The organism is Stenotrophomonas sp. STEN087 (assembly GCF_056759115.1).
In genome coordinates this window covers 1-20,877 of the sequence record NZ_JBRRCR010000076.1, presented here as the reverse complement: position 1 = coordinate 20,877, position 20,877 = coordinate 1, and the positions used below count along the sequence as shown (strand labels likewise).

The window sequence follows — 20,877 nt, the reverse complement described above, 5'->3', positions numbered from 1 at the left end:
CCCCCCCCGCGGCGGCTCCCGCGCCCCCCGGCCCCACCCCCCCCCGCCCCCCCCCCCCCGCCCCCCGGGCTTGCCGGGCCCGTCCGGGGGGGGGCCCCCCGGGCCCCGCCCCCGCGGAACGGGCGACGCGTTACGGCGCGGCCTTGCGCACCGTCAGCGTCACGCTGGCTTCGCCACCGCCCTCCAGCTGCAGCTGCAGCGGCACGACCTGCCCTTCCTTCAGTGCGCCCTTGCCCTCCATCAGCATCAGGTGCAGGCCGCCCGGCTTGAGCTCGGCGCGCGCGCCCGGTGCCAGCGGCAGGCGCTCGACCGCACGCATGCGGCTGACCCCATCGACGATCGTGGTTTCGTGCAGCGACACGTCGCCGAAGCTGGCGCTGCGTGCGCCGCTGATGGCCACCGCCTTGGCGCAGCCGTTGTGGATCACCCCGTAGCCAGCGGTCATCGGCATGGCCGGGTTTGGCGGCAGGCGCGCCCAGCCCTGCTGCACGGTGACGCAGGCCGGCACGGCGGTGGCCGCCGATGCTGCGCCCGCACACAGCAGCAACAATACGCCAACGAATGGTTTGGTTATCATCGCCTCAGATTCCTGTCCGCAACGAGACCGCAGCATGACGACGCTCATCGAGGTGATCAACCATGGCCCCATCCGCGAACTGCGCCTGGCGCGGCCACCGGTCAACGCACTGGACACCGAACTGTGCCGGCAGCTGATCCACGCCATCGAGCTGGCCATGGCCGAGGACGCGCACGGCATCGTGCTGTCGGGCAGCGAGCGGGTCTTCACCGGTGGCATGGACGTGCCGCACCTGCTCTCCCACGGCGATGACAAGCACAAGCTGCTGGACAGCTGGAACGCCTTCTTCGGCGCGGTGCGCAGCGTGGCCGAGAGCCGCATCCCGGTGGTGGCGGCCATCACCGGCCATGCGCCGGCCGGCGGCTGCGTGCTGGCGCTGTGCTGCGATTACCGGGTGATGGCGCGCAGTGCCGACCCGGCCCGCCCCTATGCCATCGGCCTGAACGAGGTGCAGGTGGGCCTGGTGGCGCCCGAAGGCATCCAGCGCCTGCTGCGCCGCGCGGTGGGCGTGCACCGTTCGGGCATCCTGCTCGCCACCGGTGCGCTGGTGCCGGCCGAACAGGCGCTGCAGATCGGCCTGGTCGATGAACTGGCCGAGGGCGACCTGGTGGTGGCACGCGCCATTGCCTGGCTGCAGAACCTGCTGAAGCAGCCGCGCCAGCCGATGCTGCTGACCCGCGCGGTGGCCCGTGCCGACCTGCAGGAGGCGCTGCACCCGGACCTGATCCAGCTGGACCGGTTCGTCGAGGCCTGGTTCGCGCCGGATGCGCAGAATGCCCTGCAGGCGCTGGTGGCAAGGCTGGGCAAGTAACCGCCGCGCCTCGCCTGGGGTCAGAGCCCTTTCGCAAAGCGAAAGGGATCCGACCCCTGACCGGTATAATCGAGCCTTCTTCACTGCTGTGGCCGCCCCCTTGAACGACATGCCCGAACCCGTCGTCTCCGAGCTGATCGACCTGCTCACCCTGGAGCGGCTGGAGGACAACCTGTTCCGCGGGCAGAGCCGCGACATCGGCACCAAGTACGTGTTCGGTGGCCAGGTGCTGGGCCAGGCGCTGGCCGCTGCACAGGCCACGGTCGACAACGGCCGCCACGTGCACTCGCTGCACGCGTATTTCCTGCGCGCCGGCAACATCGACCACCCCATCGTCTATGACGTGGACCGCACCCGCGATGGCGGCAGCTTCTCCGTGCGCCGGGTCACCGCGATCCAGCACGGCAAGGTGATCTTCTTCTGCGCGGCCTCGTTCCAGCAGGCCGAGACCGGTGCCCAGCACCAGCACAAGATGCCCGAGGTGCCGCAGCCGGAGGACATCGAACCGAACCGCCCGCTGCCGGCCGAGGTGCTGGAGCGGCTGCCGATCAAGGTGCAGCGCTGGCTCTCGCGCGGCGGCCCGTTCGAGTTCCGCCACGTCTACCCGCGCGACGAACTGAACCCGCCCAAGCGCCCGCCCTACCACCAGGTGTGGCTGCGCCTGAGCGAACCGGTCGGCGATGCGCCCGAGCTGCACCAGGCGCTGCTGGCCTACGCCTCCGATTTCCACCTGCTGGGCACGGCCACGTTCCCGCATGGCATCAGCTACTACCACCCGCACGTGCAGATGGCCTCGCTGGACCACGCGATCTGGTTCCACCGCCCGTTCCGCGCCGACGACTGGCTGCTGTATTCGCTGGACAGCCCCAGCGCGCAGGATTCGCGCGGACTGGCCCGCGGCCAGTTCTTCACCCGTGATGGCGTGCTGGTGGCCAGCACCGCCCAGGAAGGCCTGATCCGCGTGGTACCGGACCAGGATGCCGCGGCCGCCGTGCCGGCCAAGGAGTAAGCAATGCGCCAGATTTTCAGCAGCCAGCGCGTGGAAACCGTCGAGGGCGTGGCCGAGCTGCTGCGCAGCCACGACATCGAAGTGAAGGTGACCAACGGCCGCTCGTACAAGACCCGTCGCCGTGGCCAGTTCAGCTATACCGACCTGGGCAACAGCCACGGCTACCCGGCGGTGTGGATCGTGCGTGCCGACGACCAGCCGCGTGCACGCGAGATCCTGCGTGACGCACGCCTGCTCGACACCACCCGCCGCGACCACCCGACCGCCGAATTCGCGTTCCGCGATACCGCCGAGACCACCGGCAGTGGCCGCGGCTGGGCCTGGCGCATCCGCATCGCCCTGCTGGTGGTGATCGCCGGCGTGGCGCTGGTGATCGGCCTGCGCCACCGCGGCGCCCCGGCTCCCGCCGCACCGGCCCCGGCCCCGCAGGCACAGCCGCAGCAGGCGCAGCCGGCCCCGCAGGCGCCGCCGGAAGAGGAAGAAGTCCGGGTCCGCATCCAGCCGTCGACGTAACAACGGGTAGTGCCGGGCCATGCCCGGCGAGCGCAGCGGCCTGACAGAAAAGCCGCCGGGCATGGCCCGGCGCTACCAGGGCGCGAACCGGTCACATCGGGCGCGCAGCTCCGTCTTGGGACACAATCCCAGCAGGAGCTGCCGCCATGACGACTTTCGCTGCAACGATCGACGAGACGCTTGAACGCGAGCTGCTGGCGGCCAGCACTGGCTGCCAGCACGCCTATGGGCGCATCGTGCTGGCCTGCCAGAACACGGTCACCGCCATCGCCCTGGCGATCACCCGCGACCGCCAGGCCAGCGAGGACATCGCCCAGGAGGCCTTCGTCAAAGGCTGGCAGCAGCTGCACCAGCTGCGCAGCTCGACCAGCTTCCTGCCGTGGCTGCGGCAGATCACCCGCAACCTGGCCCGCGACTGGCTGCGCGCGCAGCGCGGCCGCCCGCTGACCGGCGATGCCGCCGAGGTCGCGCTGGGCATGGCCGCCGACCCGACGCCGGGCGCGGCCGACTGCCTGCAGCGGCTGGAAGAAGAAGTGGCCGCCGAGGACATCATCTCCGCCCTGCCCAGCGACAGCCGCGAAGTGCTGCTGCTCTACTACCGCGAGGGCCAGCGCTCACAGCAGGTGGCCGATCTGCTCGGCCTCAGCGATGCAGCCGTGCGCAAGCGCCTGTCACGTGCCCGCGCGCAGGTGCGCGACGGCCTGCTGCAGCGCTTCGGCGATTTCGCCCGCAGCAGTGCGCCCAGTGCCGCGTTCGCGACAACAGTGGTGTCGATGGTGCTGATCGCTGCACCGGGCACGGCCAGCGCAGCGATCCTGCTCGGCACCGGGGTGGGCGTGGGCGGCAGCAAGCTGGGCCTGGGTGGGGTCAGCGCCGCGGGCGGTGCCGCGATGGGTTCGTTGACCGCCGCTGCCAGCCAACTGCATCTGATTCCCGCCAGCAACTGGGCCGCCATTGCCGGTGGCGTGATCGGCGGCGTCGCCGGCAGCTATCTCGGCGGCCGCTTCCTGCTGCGCTTTGCAGACACGCCGCAGGAGCAGGCCAAGGTGCGGCGGTTCGTGCACCTCAACACGTTCACTGCGATGGTCGTTTGTACCAGCCTGCTGGTCTCGCTGATGCTGGCGGTGCCGCTGTGGCTGCAGCTTGCCCTCCTGGTCATCGGCCTGGGCGTAGTGAACTACCAGTGTCTGGTGCCACTGCAGCGGATCATGAAACCGTTGATCGCGCGCGACGCCGCGCGCAAGGGTCGATCGGCGATCAACTGGCAGTACGAGCTGGCCTACGGGCGGACCGGCGTGCTGGTGATGAACGTGATCGTGGTCGGCCTGCTGGTGTATTCGCTGGTGCGCAGCGGGCGGCTTTGAGGCCCCGGAACGGACAACGCCGGCATGATGCCGGCGATGTGGGAACCCGAAGTACGCGCGATCAGCTGCGCGGCGGCTTCGGTGCGTTGCCATCACGCGGGCCACCGTGGCGCGGGCCACCGTGCATCGGGCCCTTGGCGGCATCGAACTCGGCCTTGCTCAGCTGGCCGTCCTTGTTGGTGTCGGCGGCAGCGAACCAGGCATCACGGCGCTGCTTCATGCGCAGCTCGCGGTCGGCCTTGTCCAGGTAGCCGTCCTTGTTGACGTCCATCTGGTCGAAGCGCGCAGCCAGGCGCGGGTCGGCCTTGGCTTCCTCACGGCTGATGCGGCCGTCCTTGTTCACGTCCAGCTTGGCCATCCAGGCGCCCGGGCCACCACGACGGCCATGCTTCCAGCGCGGCAGCTCGTCACGCGACAGCTTGCCGTCCTTGTTCTTGTCCAGCTCGTCGAATTTCGCGGCCAGGCGCGGGTTGGCGGCGGCTTCACTGCGGTCGATGACGCCATCGCCATTGGTGTCCAGCTTGGCATGACGCTGCGCCGGGGCGTTCGGGTTGGCGGGGGTATCGGCGGCCAGGGCGATGCCGGTGGCGGAGGTGCCCAGCAGCAGGGCCAGCAGCAGGGGGGTACGGATCATGGAGTCACTCCTGGTATGGGGATTACGTCATTGCGTCGAGGTGATCACTTCACCCTCGGGAGACAACAACGCCCGACCACGACATCGGTTGACGCAGCGGCCGGTTCCGTTCATCCGGCGGACAGTCGCGGCCATTGCGACACGCTGGGGCTATGCTGTGCCCATGGCGATCCACGGCGACAGAGACGACGAACTGAGACTGTTCCAGACCGGCGAGCACCCCTGCGGGTACTGGTCGGACCGCGTTGCGCGCGATCTGGTGCTGGACCCGCAGGACCGCCGCCTGGGCGGGCTGTACCCGCTGGCCCTGAGCTGGGGCTTCCGCCGCAGTGGCGACCTGGTCTACCGCCCGCACTGCGCGCAGTGCCATGCCTGCGTGGCCGTGCGTATTCCAGTGGCGCGCTTTGCCGCCGACCGCAGCCAGCGCCGCTGCGCCGCGCGCAATGCCGACCTGGAGGTGCGCATCACCGCCGCCATGCCGCGCCAGGACCTGTTCGACCTGTACCACCGCTACCTGACCCATCGCCACGCCAACGGCGGCATGGACGACCACGGCCCGCACGAGTTCGAGCAGTTCCTGATCGGCAGCTGGTCGCATACCCGCTTCCTGGAGATGCGCCTGCCCGGCCACGACGGCCAGCCCAGCCAGCTGCTGGGGGTGGCGGTGACCGACGTGACCGAGCACGGCCTGTCGGCGGTCTACACCTTCTTCGACCCGGACCATGCCGCGCGCGGCCTGGGCACCTTCGCCATCCTGCAGCAGATCGAATGGGCCCGGCGCGAGGGCCTGCCGCACCTGTACCTCGGCTACTGGATCCGCGACCACCAGAAGATGGACTACAAGCGTCGCTACCGCCCGCTGGAGGCCTACGACGGCCGCCGCTGGCATGATTTCGACAGCGATCTGGACGGACGCTGACAAACCGCTGACACCGGGCCGGGTGCACAATACGGCCCATGAACATCACCCGCCGCCATCCCCTGATCCTCGCCCTGGCCCTGCTCTGCGGCGCCAGCGCCCCCGCCTTCGCCAAGTCCCCTGCGATGACCGAAAAGCCGTCCTCGACGCTGCGCCTGGCCACCTACAACACCTCGCTGTATTCGGATGATGCCGGCGGCCTGATCAAGGAACTGGAAGGCAACAGCGAGCACGCGCGCAAGATCGCCGCGGTGCTGCAGCAGGTGCGCCCCGACCTGGTGCTGCTGAACGAGTTCGACTTCGACGACGCCCACCGCGCCGCCGACCTGTTCCAGAAGCGCTACCTGGAAGTGGCCCAGCCCGGCGGCGGCAAGCCGCTGCACTTCGCCTACCGCTACCTGGCCCCGGTCAACACCGGCGTGCCCAGCGGCCTGGACCTGGACGGCAACGGCACGGTCGGCGGCGAAGGCCGCAGCCGCGGCAACGACGCCTGGGGCTACGGCCTGCACCCGGGCCAGTACGGCATGCTGGTGCTGTCGCGCTACCCGATCGACGAAGCCAAGGTGCGCAGCTTCCAGCTGCTGAAGTGGAGCACGATGCCCGGCGCGATCCGTCCGGTCGACCCGCGCACCGGCAAGAGCTTCTACAACGACCAGGTGTGGTCGCAGCTGCGCCTGTCCTCGAAGTCGCATTGGGACGTGCCGGTGAAGACCCCGGGCGGCGTGGTCCACGCGCTGGTCTCGCACCCGACGCCGCCGGTGTTCGATGGCCCGGAAAAGCGCAATGCCGCGCGCAACCACGACGAACTGCGCCTGTGGCAGGAATACCTGTCGGCTGGCGACAAGCCGTGGCTGTGCGATGACAAGGGCCACTGCGGCGGCCTGGCCCAGGACGCGCGCTTCGTGATCTTCGGCGATCTGAACAACGACCCGGTGGACGGCGACGGCCGCCACGACGCCATCGTCAACCTGATCGAGAACCCGCGCGTGCTGCGCTACCCCACCCCGCGCAGCGTCGGTGGCGAGCAGACCAGCCTGGCCTATGCGGCCAAGGGCATCGTGCGCAAGGGCGCGCCGTTCCACGCCACCGGCGATTTCGGCCCGAAGTCCGGCACCATGCGCCTGGATTACGTGCTGCCCTCGACCGGCTTCGAGTACGTCGGCAGCGGCATCTTCTGGCCGGCCAATGAAAGCCCGGAAGCGAAGATCGCCGACGGCAGCGACCACCACCTGGTGTGGGTGGACGTCAAATAACCGGTAGCGCCGGGCCATGCCCGGCGGCTTTCAAGCATGAAAAGCGTACCGACCAACGGTCGGTACCCACCGGGATGAAGAGCACCTACCAACGGTCGGTACCTACCGGGATGCAGCGCCGGGCATGGCCCGGCGCTACCTTCTTACGGGCGCAGCTCGACGCCGATGGCTTCGGCGGCATCACGCGCGATCGAACGCGCTTCGTCGATGCTTTCCGCACGCGCCAGGGTCACGCCCACGCGGCGGTGGCCATGCACACTCGGCTTGCCGAACAGGCGCACGGCGGTGTCCGGCACCTGCAGCGCAGCGGCCACGTTGTTGAAGTACGGCACGCCTTCGCCATGCGCCAGCAGCGCGCACGAGGCCGACGGGCCGCTCTGGCGGATCACCGGAATCGGCAGACCCAGGATCGCGCGTGCGTGCAGGGCGAATTCGCTCAGCTCCTGTGAGACCAGGGTCACCAGCCCGGTGTCGTGCGGGCGCGGCGAGACTTCGCTGAACCACACCTCGTCGCCCTTCACGAACAGCTCGACGCCGAACAGGCCCCAGCCGCCGAGGTCGTCGGTGATCGCGCGCGAGATCTCCTCCGCACGCGCCAGCGCCGCGCTGGACATCGGCTGCGGCTGCCAGCTTTCGCGGTAGTCACCGTCCTTCTGCAGGTGGCCGATCGGCGCGCAGAACGAGGTGCCGCCGGCATGGCGCACGGTCAGCAGGGTGATCTCGTAATCGAAATCGATGAAGCCCTCGACGATGCAGCGGCCGGCACCGGCACGGCCGCCGGTCTGCGCGTAGTCCCACGCCGGGGCGATGTCCGCCTCGCTGCGCAGGGTGCTCTGGCCCTTGCCGGAGGACGACATCACCGGCTTGACCACGCACGGCAGGCCGATGGCGGCCACGGCGGCGCGGTACTCGGCTTCGGTATCGACGAAGCGGTACGGCGAGGTCGGCAGGCCCAGGGTCTCGGCGGCCAGGCGGCGGATGCCTTCGCGGTCCATGGTCAGGCGTGCGGCGCGTGCGGTCGGGATCACCCGCAGGCCCTGCTCCTGTTCCAGCTGGACCAGGGTCTCGGTGTGGATGGCCTCGATTTCCGGCACCACCAGGTGCGGCTGTTCCTGGGCGATCAGCGCGCGCAGCGCCATCGCATCGAGCATGTCGATCACGTGCGAGCGGTGCGCGACCTGCATGGCCGGGGCATCGGCATAGCGGTCGGCGGCAATGACCTCCACGCCCAGGCGCTGCAGTTCGATGGCCACTTCCTTGCCAAGTTCGCCCGAGCCCAGCAGCAGTACGCGGGTGGCGGAGGGGGACAACGGGGTTCCAAGCTTGGCCATGGCGGGGGTCCGGCAGCGATGTGAAGGCGGGTGGGCATTCTAGCCGGTCTGCCCCCGGCCAGCCGACGAACGGCACTTGCGGACTGATATCAATTTGATATCTTTTTTCCGAACCCTCAAGGACGTACTGCCATGAAAGAGAAGTCGCTCTCCTCCCCCAGCGGCCTGGGCATGCTGGCCCTCACCCTGCTGGTCGTCCTGGCCGGCGGTGCGCTGTTCGTGCTCGGCATCGCAGCCAAGGCCAGCACCGGCTCGCCCAACCTGCTGATGCTGTTCGGCGGGCTGCTGATCGGCGCGCTGGCGATCTTCGCCATGGCCGGCCTGTACACCGTGCAGCCCAACCAGGCGGCGGTGCTGAGCCTGTTCGGCAAGTACGTGGGCACCGTCAAGGACAACGGCCTGCGCTGGAACAACCCCTTCTACAGCAAGCGCCGGGTCAGCCAGCGCGTGCGCAACTTCGAAAGCGGCAAGCTGAAGGTCAACGAGCTGGACGGCAGCCCGATCGAGATCGCCGCGGTGATCGTCTGGCAGGTGATCGATGCCTCCGAGGCGGTCTACAACGTGGACGACTACGAGAGCTTCGTGCACATCCAGTCCGAATCCGCCCTGCGCGCGATGGCCACCAGCTACCCGTACGACCAGCATGAAGAGGGCCAGCTGGCCCTGCGCAGCCACGCCAGCGAGATTTCCCAGCACCTGAAGAACGAGCTGGCCGAGCGCCTGGCCGATGCCGGCGTGCAGGTGATCGACGCGCGCATCAGCCACCTGGCCTACGCCGCCGAGATCGCCCAGGCAATGCTGCAGCGCCAGCAGGCCAACGCGGTGATCGCCGCGCGTACCCGCATCGTCGCCGGTGCCGTGGGCATGGTTGAAATGGCCCTGGCCGAACTGCAGAAGAACGGCGTGGTGCAGCTGGATGAGGAACGCAAGGCGCACATGGTCAGCAACCTGCTGACCGTGCTGTGCTCGGACCGTGGCACCCAGCCGATCGTCAACGCTGGTTCGCTGTACTGAACCCTCGCAACGGGGCGCTCCACCGCCCCGCCAGGAGCTTGCATGAGTGAGAAGAAAGCCTATCCGCTGCGTATCAACGCCGATGTCCTGGCCGCCGCGCAGCGCTGGGCTGACGACGAGTTGCGCAGCCTCAACGCGCAGATCGAATACGTGCTGCGCGACGCCCTGCGCAAGGCAGGACGCCTGCCGAAACCCAAGCCATCGTCGGAGGACAAGGAATGAGCAAGCGCTGGAGCTACCTGACCGTTGAAGTCAAAACATCGCTGATGGGCCTGCAGAAGCCGGAGGACATCCAGGCCGAACTGAGCCGCCAGGGCCAGCTCGGCTGGGAACTGGTCAACATCATCATCCCGGCGCCGATGCGCCCGGCCATGCTGATCTTCAAGAAGGAGCAGTAACCATGCGCCTGCACTGCTACCTGTTCGCCGTCGCACTGGCCGCCTTCAGCGGCAACGCCCTCGCCGCCGAGCCGCAGCAGGTGGCCTCGCAGCTGCTGGACCACCTGCAGGCCGGGCGCATGGCCGAGGCCGAAGCGATGTTCACCCCGCAGATGGCCAGCGCCGTGCCGGCCGACAAGCTGCAGGCGCTGTGGCAATCGCTGGGTGAGCTGAAGCAGCGCGGCGCTGCCCACAGCAGCGAACAGCAGGGCGTGCACGTGGTGGAGGTACCGCTGCAGTTCGCCAGCGGCGCGGTGGTCGCGCAGGTCGCAGTGGACGCGCAGGACAAGGTCGCCGGCCTGATGCTGCGCCCTGCCCCGGCAGCCAAGGCAGCGCCGCCGCCGGTCGACGCGAACTACAGCGAGGCCGATTTCAGCGTGGCGCAGGCGCGCGGCGCATTGCCGGGCACGCTGGCCCTGCCGAAGGGCAAGGGACCGTTCCCGGCGGTGCTGCTGGTGCATGGCTCGGGCCCGCAGGACCGTGACGAAACGATCGGCGCCAGCCGCCCATTCCTGGACATCGCCCGCGGCCTGGCCGCGCAGGGCATCGCGGTGCTGCGCTACGACAAGCGCACCCTCGCCCGCCCGCAGGATTTCCAGGGCGGCAGTTTCACCGTCGATGACGAAACCACCGATGACGCGGTGGCCGCACTGACCGCGCTCGCCGCCGATCCGCGCATCGATGGCCGCCGCGTGTTCGTGCTCGGCCACAGCCAGGGCGGCATGCTGGCCCCGCGCATCGCCAGCCGCTGGCCGCAGGCGCGCGGCGCGATCCTCTGGGCCGCGCCGGCACGCACGCTGCTGGACCTGCTGCCCGAGCAGAACCGCTACCTGCTCAGCCTGGACGGTGACATCAGCGCGCCGGAACAGGCCTTCCTGGACAAACTGGACGCCCAGATCGCCGCCGCCCGCGGCAGCGCACCGGTCGCCGCCAGCGAACTGCCGCTGGGCGTGCCGCAGACGTTCTGGAAGAGCATCGAAGCAGTCAACGCTCGGGCCGATGCCAAGGCACTGCGCACGCCGCTGCTGATGCTGCACGGTGGCCGCGATTTCCAGGTGCCCGACGCCGATTGGCAGCTGTGGAAGCAGGCGCTGCAGGGCCGCAAGGATGTGCAGTGGCAGGCCTACCCGGCCCTGAACCATATCGGCGTGGCCGGCACCGGCCCGAGCTCGCTGAAGGAGTACGCCCAGCCAGGGCACGTCGACCCGGCGCTGATCGCCGATGTGGCGCACTGGGTGGAGGCGCAGCGATGAGTGGCAGCGATCCGCGCACGTTCGACATTGCAGAGAGTTCGCCGCTGCGCGTGCTGTGGATCCTCGGTCCGCTGCTGGTGGTCTTTGCCCTCTGTGTCTGGGCCGAACTGAAGGACGCACCCGCCGATGCGCCGTGGATGGAAATCACCCTGTCGCCGCCGTTCTTCCGGATGTGGGGCAGCGCGGCCTGGAGCCTGGCGACGCTGGTGCTGATCGGTGCGGGCCTGGGCGTCGCGTTCTTCCGCCGCCGGGTCAGCCTGGCGGGCGATGTGCTGGACGTGCGCTCGACCCTGTACCGTCGCCGCACGCCGGTGGCGCAGATGCAGCTGGACCAGGCCGAGGTGGTCGACCTTGGCCGCGACCGCCGCTATGGCCTGCGCATGAAGACCAACGGCTACTCGATGCCGGGCTTCTATTCCGGGCACTTCCGCCTGCAGGGCGGCAGCAAGGGCTTTGCCCTGATTACTGATCGCCAGCACACGCTGGTGATTCCGGTGCGCGGCGGCAGCACCCTGCTGCTCAGCCTGGACCGGCCACATGCCCTGCTGGACGCGCTGCGCAAGGTGGCTGGCACCACGCCACCGCAGTAAGCTGCGGGCATGCACCGTCATGCCCCCCTGCTGATCAACACCGAGGCCGTGGAACTGTGGCCGGCCGCCCTGCTGCGTGCGCGCAGCAACCTCGATGCGCGCCTGCTGGCGCTTGCGCGCTGGGTGCTGCGGCGCAAGCGCGATGGCCGCTACCTAGCCGCGGTGTTGCCGCAGGGCGTGCATTCGCTGGTGCCGCACCTGCCGCGCGAACCCGGCGTGGAAGATGCACTGGCACTGCTGGACGGCGCTGCCGAAGCGCGCCCGTTTGCGGCGACCCTGGACGCACAGTGGCTGCCGCTGGCCGGCCTGCAGCAGCGCCTGCAGCAGCTGGGGCTGGATGTGCAGGAATACGCGCAGGACAGCGGCCTGGCGCTGGAAGCCGAACCCTGCGTGCTGCATTCTGCTGGCCGCGACCGCTTCGGCCGACCGCTGTGGCTGCGCCGTGGTGCCGCGCAGGGCTGGCGCCGCATGCGCGTTCATGCCGCGCGCGATGGGGTGGCGCTGGATGCGATCTCCGGCTTCCGCAGCCACGCCTACCAGCTGGGCATCTTCGAACGGAAACTCGCGCGTGGGCTGGGCGTGGCCGAGATCCTCAAGGTCAACGCGGCACCGGGGTTCAGTGAACACCACAGCGGCCACGCGCTGGACATCGGCACGCCGGGCGATGCCCCGGCCGAAGAAACCTTCGAAGCAACGGACGCGTTTGCCTGGCTGCAGGCGAATGCCGGAGCGCATGGTTTCAGCCTGAGTTACCCCCGCGACAACCCGCACGGCATCGTCTACGAGCCGTGGCACTGGTGCTGGAACGGCTGACTGTAGCGCCAAGCCCATGGTCGGCCCCGATCAAACGCAGCCGAGCATGGGCTCGGCTCTACACGGTTCACGCTGACCCACCGGGTAGCGCCGGGCCATGCCCGGCGGCCATGGTCGCAACGGCCGTCAGCGCCTCAGCGCGTTGATCGCCAGCAGCACCCACCCTGCCATCAGCGTGGTGCCGCCCACCGGCGCCAGCCGCGTCGGCCACTGCCACAGGGCCGCACCGGCCAGGCTGCCGGAGAACAGCAGCACGCCCAGCAGCAGCACATACAGCCCCAGGTGGGCGATCGCCCCCTGCGCGCGCGGGCCCAACGCCAGCAGCACCGCGCCGTGGGCGAAGGCATACAGCGCGGCCATGTTCAGATGCTGCTGGGCCAGCGGATCGGCCACGCCGTGCGCCGCGTAGGCGGACAGGCCGATCGAGGCCGCTGCCAGCAGCGCGCCCAGGCAGGCCAGCAGGGAAGGCTTACGCGCGCGTCGTTCCGGATTGAACATGACTGCTCCTTGCGCAGCGCCCCACGGGGCGCAGATCAAAAAAAAACGCGCCGCAGGAAGCGGCGCGTTTTCGTATCCAACATTACATGGGTCAGCCGAGGCTTACTTGACGGCCCAGTAGATGTCGTAGGTACCTTCCGGGGTGAACGACTTGTCCAGACCGTCCTTCCAGGATTCGTACGGGCGATCGACCACTTCCGAACCGTTGGTCACAGCCCAGGCACGCAGTGCGTTGCGGGCGATGTCCAGGCCAGCCATGTGGCCGGTGTAGGCCGCGTGGGCCGAACGATGCGGAGCAACGCGGACGTACTTCACCGGTGCGCCACCGTCGATCTTGACGCTGAGTTCTTCAGCGGCAGTGCCTTCGGTACCCTTCTTCTTCACCGGCTGGGCGATGTCGAAGGCGTACTTCTCAGCACCGAAATCGGTGGTGATGATGCGGAACGGGCCAGCGGCTTCGAGACCATTGGCCTCCATCACGCGCTTGATCCACTCCTGGTTGTCCTTGATGGACTTGGTGATGGTGTCCTGGCCGCGGTCGACGTTACCGGCGTTGACGACCAGCAGGTCTTCGGCCGGCACTTCCACGATCGCCAGATCGGTCAGCGGGGCTTCGGCGGTGCGGTAATCGACGTTCGGCACGGTGGCCAGCATGTTCGCCATGCGCGACAGACCCATCTTGATGTCATCGCCGATCTGGCGGCTGACATACAGGCCTGCGTAGCGGCCGAACAGGTCGAAGCCGTACTTCACCGAGTAATCCTGGGTGATCTTGACGTTACGGCCACCCTTGCCGGTCGGCTCCAGGGTGAACGTGGTGACCTTGTCGTGGCCCTTGGTCGGGTCCTCGACGGCGATCACAACGCGCTTGTTCTCTTCCGACTCGGTGATCTTCCAGGAACCGTTGCCCAGGTCCTTGGAGGAGAAGTCGAGAGTGGCACCGACGCCGGAGGCCGGGCCGGACAGCTTCAGATCAACGGCGGGATCGCGCAGTACCAGCGGGTTCCAGTCCTTGAAGCGGCGCAGGCTGTTGACCGTGTCGTACACGATCGTCATCTTGCGGTTGGTCTCGATGCTTTCGGTGATGTGACGCTCGCCCGGCAGACAGACGCCAATAATGACGAACAGGCCAGCCACGATCCCCAAGGCGATCAGGAACTCGATAATACGGGTCATTCAGAGAGTCTCCGGGGCCGATCCCACGGCCGGGTTGATTGAAGCGAAGCGCCAATCCTAGCAGGCTTCGCAGGCATTGTTTATCGGATTGGCGCACCGGTTTCCGTGCCGGCTGCGGATTTGTATGGACAAAGATTTTGAAGAGTAACGCATCCGGGGCCCCCGCAAGTAGGGGGCACCCCGCTCCGGCGCCCCGGGCTCGGCCCAAATCGTTGTCGCAAAAGGACTTTTTCAGACCAGCTGAAGTTCGAACGCCTTCAGCACGGCGCGGGTGCGGTCGCGCACCCCCAGCTTGGACAGGATGTTGGACACGTGATTCTTGATGGTCCCTTCGGCGACCCCCAATGAATTGGCGATCTCCTTGTTGGAGAAACCGCTGGCCATCAGGCGCAGGATCTCGGTCTCGCGGTCGGTCAGCGGGTCCGGGCGGTCCAGGCTGACGAAGTCGTTGCGCATGTGCTCCAGGCCCGACAGCAGGCGCTGGGTCACCGCCGGCTGCACCAGCGAACCGCCTTCGGCCACGGTGCGGATGGCACCGACCAGCTGCGCCAGGGTGACGTCCTTGAGCAGGTAGCCCTTGGCACCGGCCTTCAGCCCGGCCAGCACCAGCTGGTCGTCGTCGAAGGTGGTCAGGATGATGGTCGGCGGCAGCTGCTCCTGGCGCGACAGTACCTGCAGCGCCTCCAGGCCGGACATCACCGGCATGCGCATGTCCATCAGGACCACGTCCGGACGCACCTGCGGCACCAGTTCGACGGCCTGGCGGCCATCGGCGGCCTCGGCCACCACTTCGATACCGTCGTCGAGCGCCAGCAGGGAGCGGATTCCCTGCCGCACCAGGGTTTGGTCATCGACCAGGCAGACGCGAATCATCAACGCACTCCTTCAGGAACCTCGGTGAGGGCCGCCAGTACCGTTGCCGGAACCGTGGCCCGCAGGCGGAAGCCTTCGCCGGGGTGGGTATCCACCTGCAGCTGGCCACCACATTGTTGCAGGCGTTCGCGCATCCCGCGCAAGCCATTGCCCGCATTGACCATCTGTGCGCCGACGCCGTCGTCGCGGGCGTCCACCACCACCAGGCCCGGCACCTCACGGTACACCCGGATCCACAGGTGGCGCGCCTGGGCGTGGCGCACCGCGTTGGTGATGATTTCCTGGGTGCAGCGCAGCAGCACGTGGGCGCGCTGCGGGTCTTCCACGTTCAGCGGCTCCTCCACGTCCAGCACGATGTCCAGCGAGGGCACGTTCTCGGTCAGCGGGCGCAGCGCGGCGGCCAGGTCGATGGCGCCGGTCTCGCGCAGTTGACTGACCACCTCGCGCACGTTGCCCAGCAGCAGCTTGGCCAGGGTGTGCGAGCGCTTGACGTGTTCCAGCGCCTGGCCCTCGGCCAGGTGCCCGGCCACTTCCAGGTTCAGGGTCAGCGCGGTCAGCTGGTGGCCCAGCACGTCGTGCAGCTCGCGCGAGATGCGCGTGCGCTCGTTGACCCGCGCGCTTTCGGCCAGCAGGGCGCGGGTCGCGCGCAGCTCGGCGTTCAGGCGGCGCTGCTCGTCGCGGGCCTCGGTCTGCTGCCGCGCGACCAGGCTGGTCACGAAGATGAACATGGAAAAGCCGCCATACAGCAGCGACTGCATCACCGCCTCGAACAGCGGGAAGCGCAGCAGCATGTAATAGACCGGCGCCACCGCCAGCTGGCTGACCAGCAGCCACAGCACGCCCAGCCGCACCGACAGCATCCACGGGATGACCCCGGCGGCGACCATCATCAGGATGCTGCCCAGGCCCGAGCCGCTGAGGAAGCTGACCCCCAGCGCGGACACGGTGAGCAGCAGCAGCAGGCCGCGGTCCAGCCAGGTGGTGTGGCTGTCGCTGCGCAGCGAGCGGGTCAGGCGGAAGTAGGCCGCGCCGAAGGACAGGTAGGCCAGGAACAGCAGCACGGCCCAGCCGCCCATGTCGGCACGGGCGTGCAGGTTCTCGAACTGCGAATAGGCCAGGGGCAGGCCGACCATGACCCAGGTGAACAGGCCGGCCAGTCGCAGGACACGGGTATGGCTGAGGACTCCCAACATGCCAGCACTCTACGGTTGAAGCCCTCCTGCTGCACTCTGGCGGAAGTCATGCATGCCCTTCCCCCTGTTCATGCCGCAGCCCGCCCCGGGCATGCAATAATCGTGCGCAGGGTCCGTTGATGGACCAACCGCGTTACCCCACGGAGTCACAATGTCGATTGTCATCCGCGACGTGCGCGAGCACGAGCTCGATTCCGTCCTGGCTTTGAACAACAATGCTGGCCTGGCCATCCTTCCGCTGGATGCCGCACGCCTGCACCTGTTCTACGATACCGCTGAGTATTTCCGCGTCGCCGAGCGCGACGGCAACCTGGCCGGCTTCCTGATCGGCTTCGGCAGCGACAGCCAGCACGACAGCAGCAACTTCGCCTGGTTCAAGCAGCAGCTGGCCACGCCCTTCTTCTATATCGACCGCATCGTGGTCGCCAGTCGCCGTCGCGGTGGTGGCGTCGGCCGTGCGTTCTATGCCGATGCGCAGAGCTTTGCCGAGCTGCGCTACCCGCAGATGACCTGCGAGGTGTTCCTGGACCACGGCGCCGACGCCGCCCTGCTCTTCCACGGCAGCTTCGGCTTCCGCGAGCTGGGCCAGAACACCATGCCGCACGTCGACGTGCGCGCCAGCATGCTGGCCAAGGAACTGTGCAGCTACCCGTGGGTCCACGAGACCTACGGCGGCAAGCTGCCGGATGTGGCATGGGCGCGTGACCGGCAGCTGCCGGTGCAGGCACAGCGGCCGACGGGGACCTGAGCGTGGCGGTGAATTTCGATTACGAACAGGCCGGTGAACTGAAGATCGGCCAGGTGGGCATCGCCAACCTGCGCATCCGTACCCTTGATGTCGAACGCCTCGTGCAGGAAATGCAGGAGCGGGTGAACCGTGCGCCGAAGCTGTTCGGCCGTGCGGCGGTCATCCTCGACTTCGGCGGCCTGAGCCAGGTGCCCGACGTGGCCACCGCGCAGGCGCTGGTGGACGGGCTGCGCAGCGCCGGCGTGCTGCCGGTGGCGCTGGCCTATGGCACCACCGCGGTCGACCTGCTCTCGCAGCAGCTGGGCCTGCCGTTGCTGGCCAAGTTCCGCGCGCAGTACGAGCGTGCCGAGGCCGAACCGGCCCCGCCGCCGCCCGCGCCCGCACCGGAACCGCGTCGCGCCGCCAAGGCCGAACCGGCCCCGGCTCCCGTCGCACCGGTGGGCAACGCCGCCGATGCGGCCGCACCGCAGCCGGGCCGCATGCAGCTGGGCAACGTGCGCTCGGGCCAGCAGCTGTACGCGGAAAACTGCGACCTGACCGTGATGGCCACCGTCGGCGCAGGCGCCGAGGTCATCGCCGACGGCAGCATCCATATCTACGGGACCCTGCGCGGCCGCGCGCTGGCAGGGGCCCAGGGCAACACCGCGGCACGTATTTTCTGCCGTGATTTCCATGCGGAACTGGTCGCCATTGCAGGCCACTACAAGGTACTGGACGATGTGCCGGACAACCTGCGCGGCAAGGCCGTGCAGGTGTGGCTGGAACAGGACCAGATCAAGATCGCTGCGCTGGACTGACGCAGCCCCAAAACAGAATCATCAGGAGAAGTCCTTTGGCTGAAATCATCGTAGTCACCTCCGGCAAGGGCGGCGTCGGCAAGACCACTTCCAGCGCGAGCCTGGCCTGCGGCCTCGCACGGCGCGGCAAGAAGGTGGCCGTGATCGACTTCGACGTCGGCCTGCGCAACCTCGACCTGATCATGGGTTGCGAGCGCCGCGTGGTATACGACTTCGTCAACGTCGTGCACGGCGAAGCGACCCTCAAGCAGGCCCTCATCAAGGACAAGCGCTTCGACAACCTGTACGTGCTGGCTGCCTCGCAGACCCGCGACAAGGATGCGCTGACCCAGGAAGGCGTGGGCAAGGTCCTGAAGGACCTGGCCGCCGACGGCTTCGACTACATCATCTGCGACTCCCCGGCGGGCATCGAGAAGGGCGCCTTCCTGGCGATGTACTTCGCCGACCGCGCCGTGGTCGTGGTGAACCCGGAAGTGTCCTCGGTGCGCGACTCGGACCGCATCATCGGCCTGCTGGATTCGAAGACCCACAAGGCCGAATCCGGCCAGAACGTGCCGGCCTTCCTGCTGCTTACCCGCTACACCCCGGTGCGCGTGGAAAGCGGTGAGATGCTGAGCATCGCCGACGTCGAGGAAGTGCTGGGCCTGAAGGCGATCGGCGTGATCCCCGAATCGGGCGACGTGCTCAATGCCTCCAACAAGGGCGAGCCGGTCATCCTGGACGTGGAATCGGCCGCCGGCCAGGCCTACGACGATGCCGTTGCACGCATCCTCGGCGAAGAGCGCCCGATGCGCTTCACCAACGTCGAGAAGAAGGGCTTCTTCAGCAAGCTGTTCGGAGGGTAAGCATGGGCCTGTTCGATTTCCTCAAAGCGAAGAAGACCACCGCCGAAACCGCGAAGAACCGCCTGCAGATCATCATCGCGCAGGAACGCAGCAACCGCGGCGGCCCGGACTACCTGCCGCTGCTGCAGCGCGAGCTGCTGGAAGTGATCAAGAAGTACGTCAACATCGACGTCGACGCGGTGAAGGTCGACCTGGTGAAGGATGGCCAGCACGACGTGCTGGACATCTCCGTGGCGCTGCCCGAAGGCCCGGAAAAACCCTGACCCCCTGCCCCGCCCGTGCCTGCATGGGCGGGGCCGTGTGACCCCGCATGACCGACACCGCACCCGAACCGAACGTCACCCGCGTCGGCGATATCGCCTTCGCCGATGCACAGCGCCTGCTCGCCGCGCATGACCTGCGCCTGCACCACGTGGCGGCCGGTGCGCCGATTCCCGGCAGCTACTGGGGCGAACCGGAGGCCGGCATCATCGCCAGCGACGTCTACGTGCGCGACGACACGCCGGTGCATTCGATGCTGCACGAAGCCTGCCACCTGATCGTGCTGCCGCCGGAGCGGCGCGCGCAGGTGCATACCGACGCCACCGACTCGGTGCCCGAGGAAGATGCCACCTGCTACCTGCAGATCGTGCTGGCCGGGCAGCTGCCCGGCGTGGGCAGCGAACAGCTGATGGCCGACATGGATGCGTGGGGGTATACGTACCGGTTGGGGTCGACCAAGGCGTGGTTCGAGCAGGACGCGGAAGACGCGCGGGCGTGGTTGATCGAACGCGGGTTGCCGGTGGCGTGACGCACCGTGAACCGGGGTCAGATCCCTTTTGCTGCGCAAAAGGGATCTGACCCCATCACCCCGTCCACGATCAGCCCTGCCCGGCCAGCGCGCGCAGGGTGATGCCGACGATGTACGCCAGGTACGTGCCGGTGGCATAGCCCATCGTGCCCAGCAGTACGCCCACCGGCGCCAATGCCGGATGGAAGGCCGCGGCCACCACCGGCGCCGAGGCCGGGCCACCGATGTTCGACTGCGAACCGATGGCGAAGTAGAAGAACGGCACCTTCAGCAGCTTGCCCAGGCACCACAGCAGGGCGATGTGCACGGCGATCCAGATGATGCCGAGCAGGAACAGCCACGGGCGGTCCAGCAGCGCCAGCAGATCCATCTGCATGCCGATGCAGGCGATCAGGAAGTACAGCAGCAGCGAGCCCAGGCGCGAGGCGCCCGCACCTTCCAGGGTGCGCGCGCGGGTGAAGCTCAGGCTCAGGCCCAGCGTGGTCGACAGCACCACCACCCACACGAACGGCGCATCCAGGCTGAACTGCGAGGCCCAGCTGACATTGGCCTTGAACCATGCCGCGAGCGGCGCGCCGATGGCGTGCGACAGGCCGACGCCGCCGAAGGCCACCGCCACGATCAGCATCAGGTCGGTCAGGCTGGGAATGCGCTCGTGCTCGGCCTGGAAGCGCGCGATGCGCGCCTTCAGTTCATCGATGGCCGAGGTATCGGCGCCACTGCGCGCATCGATCTTCGCCGCACGCCCGGCCAGGAAGATCAGCGCGGCCATCCACACATAACCCACGCCGACATCGACCACGGCGAACTGGCCGAAGGTGGTCGCGTTGACATCAAAGACTTCGCGCATCGCCAGCATGTTGGCGCCGCCACCGATCCAGCTGCCGGCCAGTGCGGCCATGCCGGCCCAGGTATCGCCGGCCACGGTATCGGGATGGATCGCGCGCATCACCAGGAAGGCCACCACCGCGCCGAGCATGATGCTGGCGGAGGCGCCCAGGTACATCAGCACCAGCTTCGGGCCCAGCCGCAGGATGCCCTTGATGTCCACCGCCAGGGTCAGCAGGATCAGCGCCGCCGGCAGCAGGATGTCGCGTGCGATGGGGTTGTAGAGCTTGGTGTTCTGCCCGTCGATGAGGCCGACGGTGTTGTAGATGCCGGGAATGAGGTAGCACAGCAGCAAGGCTGGCACGAAGGTGTAGAAGCGCTTCCACGCACCTTGTTCGCGCGAGGCGGTCCAGAACACGGCACCGAGGGTGGCGGCGATCAAACCGAAGACGACGATGTCGTTCTGGATCATGCAGGCGCTCTGGGTACGGGGTGGGGGGGCCGGATGGCCGGGGACGGGGGGCCGGCCCCCCCGGGGGCGGGGGGGGGGGGCCCGCGGGGGGGGCGACCCGGGGGGGGGAAAAAGCGCGCCCCCGCGGGTGGGGGGGGGG

Annotated in this window: 25 protein-coding genes; 17 read left to right on the top strand and 8 right to left on the bottom strand. The window is 68.4% G+C overall.

Features of this window, described 5'->3' with window-relative positions; genetic code table 11:
- Window positions 1-130: 130 nt before the first annotated feature.
- Entirely contained in the window at window positions 131-577 is a 447-nt protein-coding gene (locus tag ACVOK1_RS16600) for a copper chaperone PCu(A)C (RefSeq protein ID WP_313145089.1), read from the bottom strand.
- 34 nt (window positions 578-611) lie between these two features.
- On the opposite strand from ACVOK1_RS16600, the gene ACVOK1_RS16595 reads away from it, so the two are divergent.
- From ACVOK1_RS16595 to ACVOK1_RS16580, 4 genes are all read left to right on the top strand, one after another.
- A complete protein-coding gene (locus ACVOK1_RS16595) occupies window positions 612-1,388 on the top strand; it encodes an enoyl-CoA hydratase/isomerase family protein (RefSeq protein ID WP_481562698.1) in 777 nt (258 codons plus the stop codon).
- A gap of 109 nt (window positions 1,389-1,497) precedes the next feature.
- On the top strand, window positions 1,498-2,397 hold the full coding sequence (gene tesB, locus ACVOK1_RS16590; protein ID WP_108768173.1) for an acyl-CoA thioesterase II: 900 nt from the start codon (window positions 1,498-1,500) through the stop codon (window positions 2,395-2,397).
- Window positions 2,398-2,400: 3 nt separating this feature from the next.
- Window positions 2,401-2,910 carry a pathogenicity-like protein gene (locus ACVOK1_RS16585; protein WP_481562697.1) on the top strand — a complete coding sequence of 170 codons (510 nt, stop codon included), beginning with the start codon at window positions 2,401-2,403 and terminating at the stop codon, window positions 2,908-2,910.
- A 146-nt stretch (window positions 2,911-3,056) separates the two neighbouring features.
- Window positions 3,057-4,274 carry an RNA polymerase sigma factor gene (locus ACVOK1_RS16580; protein ID WP_481562696.1) on the top strand — a complete coding sequence of 406 codons (1,218 nt, stop codon included), beginning with the start codon at window positions 3,057-3,059 and terminating at the stop codon, window positions 4,272-4,274.
- 61 nt (window positions 4,275-4,335) lie between these two features.
- Here ACVOK1_RS16580 and ACVOK1_RS16575 read toward each other — a convergent pair whose 3' ends face one another.
- On the bottom strand, window positions 4,336-4,908 hold the full coding sequence (locus tag ACVOK1_RS16575; RefSeq protein WP_481562695.1) for an EF-hand domain-containing protein: 573 nt from the start codon (window positions 4,906-4,908) through the stop codon (window positions 4,336-4,338).
- 163 nt (window positions 4,909-5,071) lie between these two features.
- On the opposite strand from ACVOK1_RS16575, the gene ACVOK1_RS16570 reads away from it, so the two are divergent.
- Window positions 5,072-5,827: an arginyltransferase gene (locus tag ACVOK1_RS16570; protein WP_108768169.1), complete on the top strand. Its 756-nt coding sequence runs from the start codon at window positions 5,072-5,074 to the stop codon at window positions 5,825-5,827.
- A 38-nt stretch (window positions 5,828-5,865) separates the two neighbouring features.
- Window positions 5,866-7,080: an endonuclease/exonuclease/phosphatase family protein gene (locus ACVOK1_RS16565; protein WP_108768168.1), complete on the top strand. Its 1,215-nt coding sequence runs from the start codon at window positions 5,866-5,868 to the stop codon at window positions 7,078-7,080.
- A gap of 143 nt (window positions 7,081-7,223) precedes the next feature.
- Here the strand turns inward: ACVOK1_RS16565 and purT are convergent, their stop codons facing one another.
- Window positions 7,224-8,411, bottom strand: coding sequence for a formate-dependent phosphoribosylglycinamide formyltransferase (gene purT / locus ACVOK1_RS16560; protein WP_313141317.1), 1,188 nt, complete (start codon window positions 8,409-8,411; stop codon window positions 7,224-7,226).
- A 132-nt stretch (window positions 8,412-8,543) separates the two neighbouring features.
- On the opposite strand from purT, the gene ACVOK1_RS16555 reads away from it, so the two are divergent.
- Genes ACVOK1_RS16555 through ACVOK1_RS16530 form a run of 6 tightly spaced genes read left to right on the top strand, consistent with a single transcriptional unit; the run spans window position 8,544 to window position 12,518 of the window.
- A complete protein-coding gene (locus ACVOK1_RS16555; RefSeq protein ID WP_481562694.1) occupies window positions 8,544-9,425 on the top strand; it encodes an SPFH domain-containing protein in 882 nt (293 codons plus the stop codon).
- Window positions 9,426-9,467: 42 nt separating this feature from the next.
- Window positions 9,468-9,647 carry a type II toxin-antitoxin system antitoxin gene (locus ACVOK1_RS16550; protein ID WP_079221055.1) on the top strand — a complete coding sequence of 60 codons (180 nt, stop codon included), beginning with the start codon at window positions 9,468-9,470 and terminating at the stop codon, window positions 9,645-9,647.
- On the top strand, window positions 9,644-9,823 hold the full coding sequence (locus ACVOK1_RS16545; protein WP_333628892.1) for a DUF4177 domain-containing protein: 180 nt from the start codon (window positions 9,644-9,646) through the stop codon (window positions 9,821-9,823). Before ACVOK1_RS16550 ends, ACVOK1_RS16545 begins: the two co-directional genes overlap by 4 nt.
- 2 nt (window positions 9,824-9,825) lie before the next feature.
- Window positions 9,826-11,115, top strand: coding sequence for an alpha/beta hydrolase (locus ACVOK1_RS16540; RefSeq protein ID WP_481562693.1), 1,290 nt, complete (start codon window positions 9,826-9,828; stop codon window positions 11,113-11,115).
- Window positions 11,112-11,705, top strand: coding sequence for a PH domain-containing protein (locus ACVOK1_RS16535; RefSeq protein ID WP_481562692.1), 594 nt, complete (start codon window positions 11,112-11,114; stop codon window positions 11,703-11,705). Before ACVOK1_RS16540 ends, ACVOK1_RS16535 begins: the two co-directional genes overlap by 4 nt.
- A 9-nt stretch (window positions 11,706-11,714) precedes the next feature.
- Window positions 11,715-12,518, top strand: a complete 804-nt coding sequence (locus ACVOK1_RS16530) for a M15 family metallopeptidase (protein ID WP_481562691.1) — start codon at window positions 11,715-11,717, stop codon at window positions 12,516-12,518.
- Window positions 12,519-12,644: 126 nt separating this feature from the next.
- Here the strand turns inward: ACVOK1_RS16530 and ACVOK1_RS16525 are convergent, their stop codons facing one another.
- From ACVOK1_RS16525 to ACVOK1_RS16510, 4 genes are all read right to left on the bottom strand, one after another.
- Entirely contained in the window at window positions 12,645-13,016 is a 372-nt protein-coding gene (locus ACVOK1_RS16525; protein WP_108768161.1) for a DUF423 domain-containing protein, read from the bottom strand.
- 102 nt (window positions 13,017-13,118) lie between these two features.
- Window positions 13,119-14,192, bottom strand: a complete 1,074-nt coding sequence (locus ACVOK1_RS16520) for a polyketide cyclase (protein WP_108768160.1) — start codon at window positions 14,190-14,192, stop codon at window positions 13,119-13,121.
- Between the two features lie 231 nt (window positions 14,193-14,423).
- A complete protein-coding gene (locus tag ACVOK1_RS16515; RefSeq protein WP_079221048.1) occupies window positions 14,424-15,065 on the bottom strand; it encodes a response regulator in 642 nt (213 codons plus the stop codon).
- A complete protein-coding gene (locus ACVOK1_RS16510) occupies window positions 15,065-16,258 on the bottom strand; it encodes a sensor histidine kinase (protein WP_108768159.1) in 1,194 nt (397 codons plus the stop codon). Before ACVOK1_RS16510 ends, ACVOK1_RS16515 begins: the two co-directional genes overlap by 1 nt.
- 151 nt (window positions 16,259-16,409) lie before the next feature.
- On the opposite strand from ACVOK1_RS16510, the gene ACVOK1_RS16505 reads away from it, so the two are divergent.
- From ACVOK1_RS16505 to ACVOK1_RS16485, 5 genes are read left to right on the top strand one after another with little or no spacing between them, the layout of a single operon-like run.
- Complete coding sequence (locus ACVOK1_RS16505; protein ID WP_108768158.1) at window positions 16,410-17,006, top strand: GNAT family N-acetyltransferase; 597 nt, start codon at window positions 16,410-16,412, stop codon at window positions 17,004-17,006.
- Between the two features lie 8 nt (window positions 17,007-17,014).
- Complete coding sequence (gene minC, locus ACVOK1_RS16500) at window positions 17,015-17,803, top strand: septum site-determining protein MinC (protein WP_174213492.1); 789 nt, start codon at window positions 17,015-17,017, stop codon at window positions 17,801-17,803.
- A gap of 35 nt (window positions 17,804-17,838) precedes the next feature.
- Window positions 17,839-18,648, top strand: a complete 810-nt coding sequence (gene minD, locus ACVOK1_RS16495) for a septum site-determining protein MinD (RefSeq protein WP_108755675.1) — start codon at window positions 17,839-17,841, stop codon at window positions 18,646-18,648.
- Window positions 18,649-18,650: 2 nt separating this feature from the next.
- Window positions 18,651-18,911, top strand: coding sequence for a cell division topological specificity factor MinE (minE, locus tag ACVOK1_RS16490; RefSeq protein ID WP_079221044.1), 261 nt, complete (start codon window positions 18,651-18,653; stop codon window positions 18,909-18,911).
- Window positions 18,912-18,958: 47 nt separating this feature from the next.
- Window positions 18,959-19,438, top strand: a complete 480-nt coding sequence (locus ACVOK1_RS16485; protein WP_108768156.1) for a hypothetical protein — start codon at window positions 18,959-18,961, stop codon at window positions 19,436-19,438.
- A 70-nt stretch (window positions 19,439-19,508) separates the two neighbouring features.
- Here the strand turns inward: ACVOK1_RS16485 and ACVOK1_RS16480 are convergent, their stop codons facing one another.
- Complete coding sequence (locus ACVOK1_RS16480; RefSeq protein WP_481562690.1) at window positions 19,509-20,738, bottom strand: DUF819 family protein; 1,230 nt, start codon at window positions 20,736-20,738, stop codon at window positions 19,509-19,511.
- Between the last annotated feature and the right edge of the window lie 139 nt (window positions 20,739-20,877).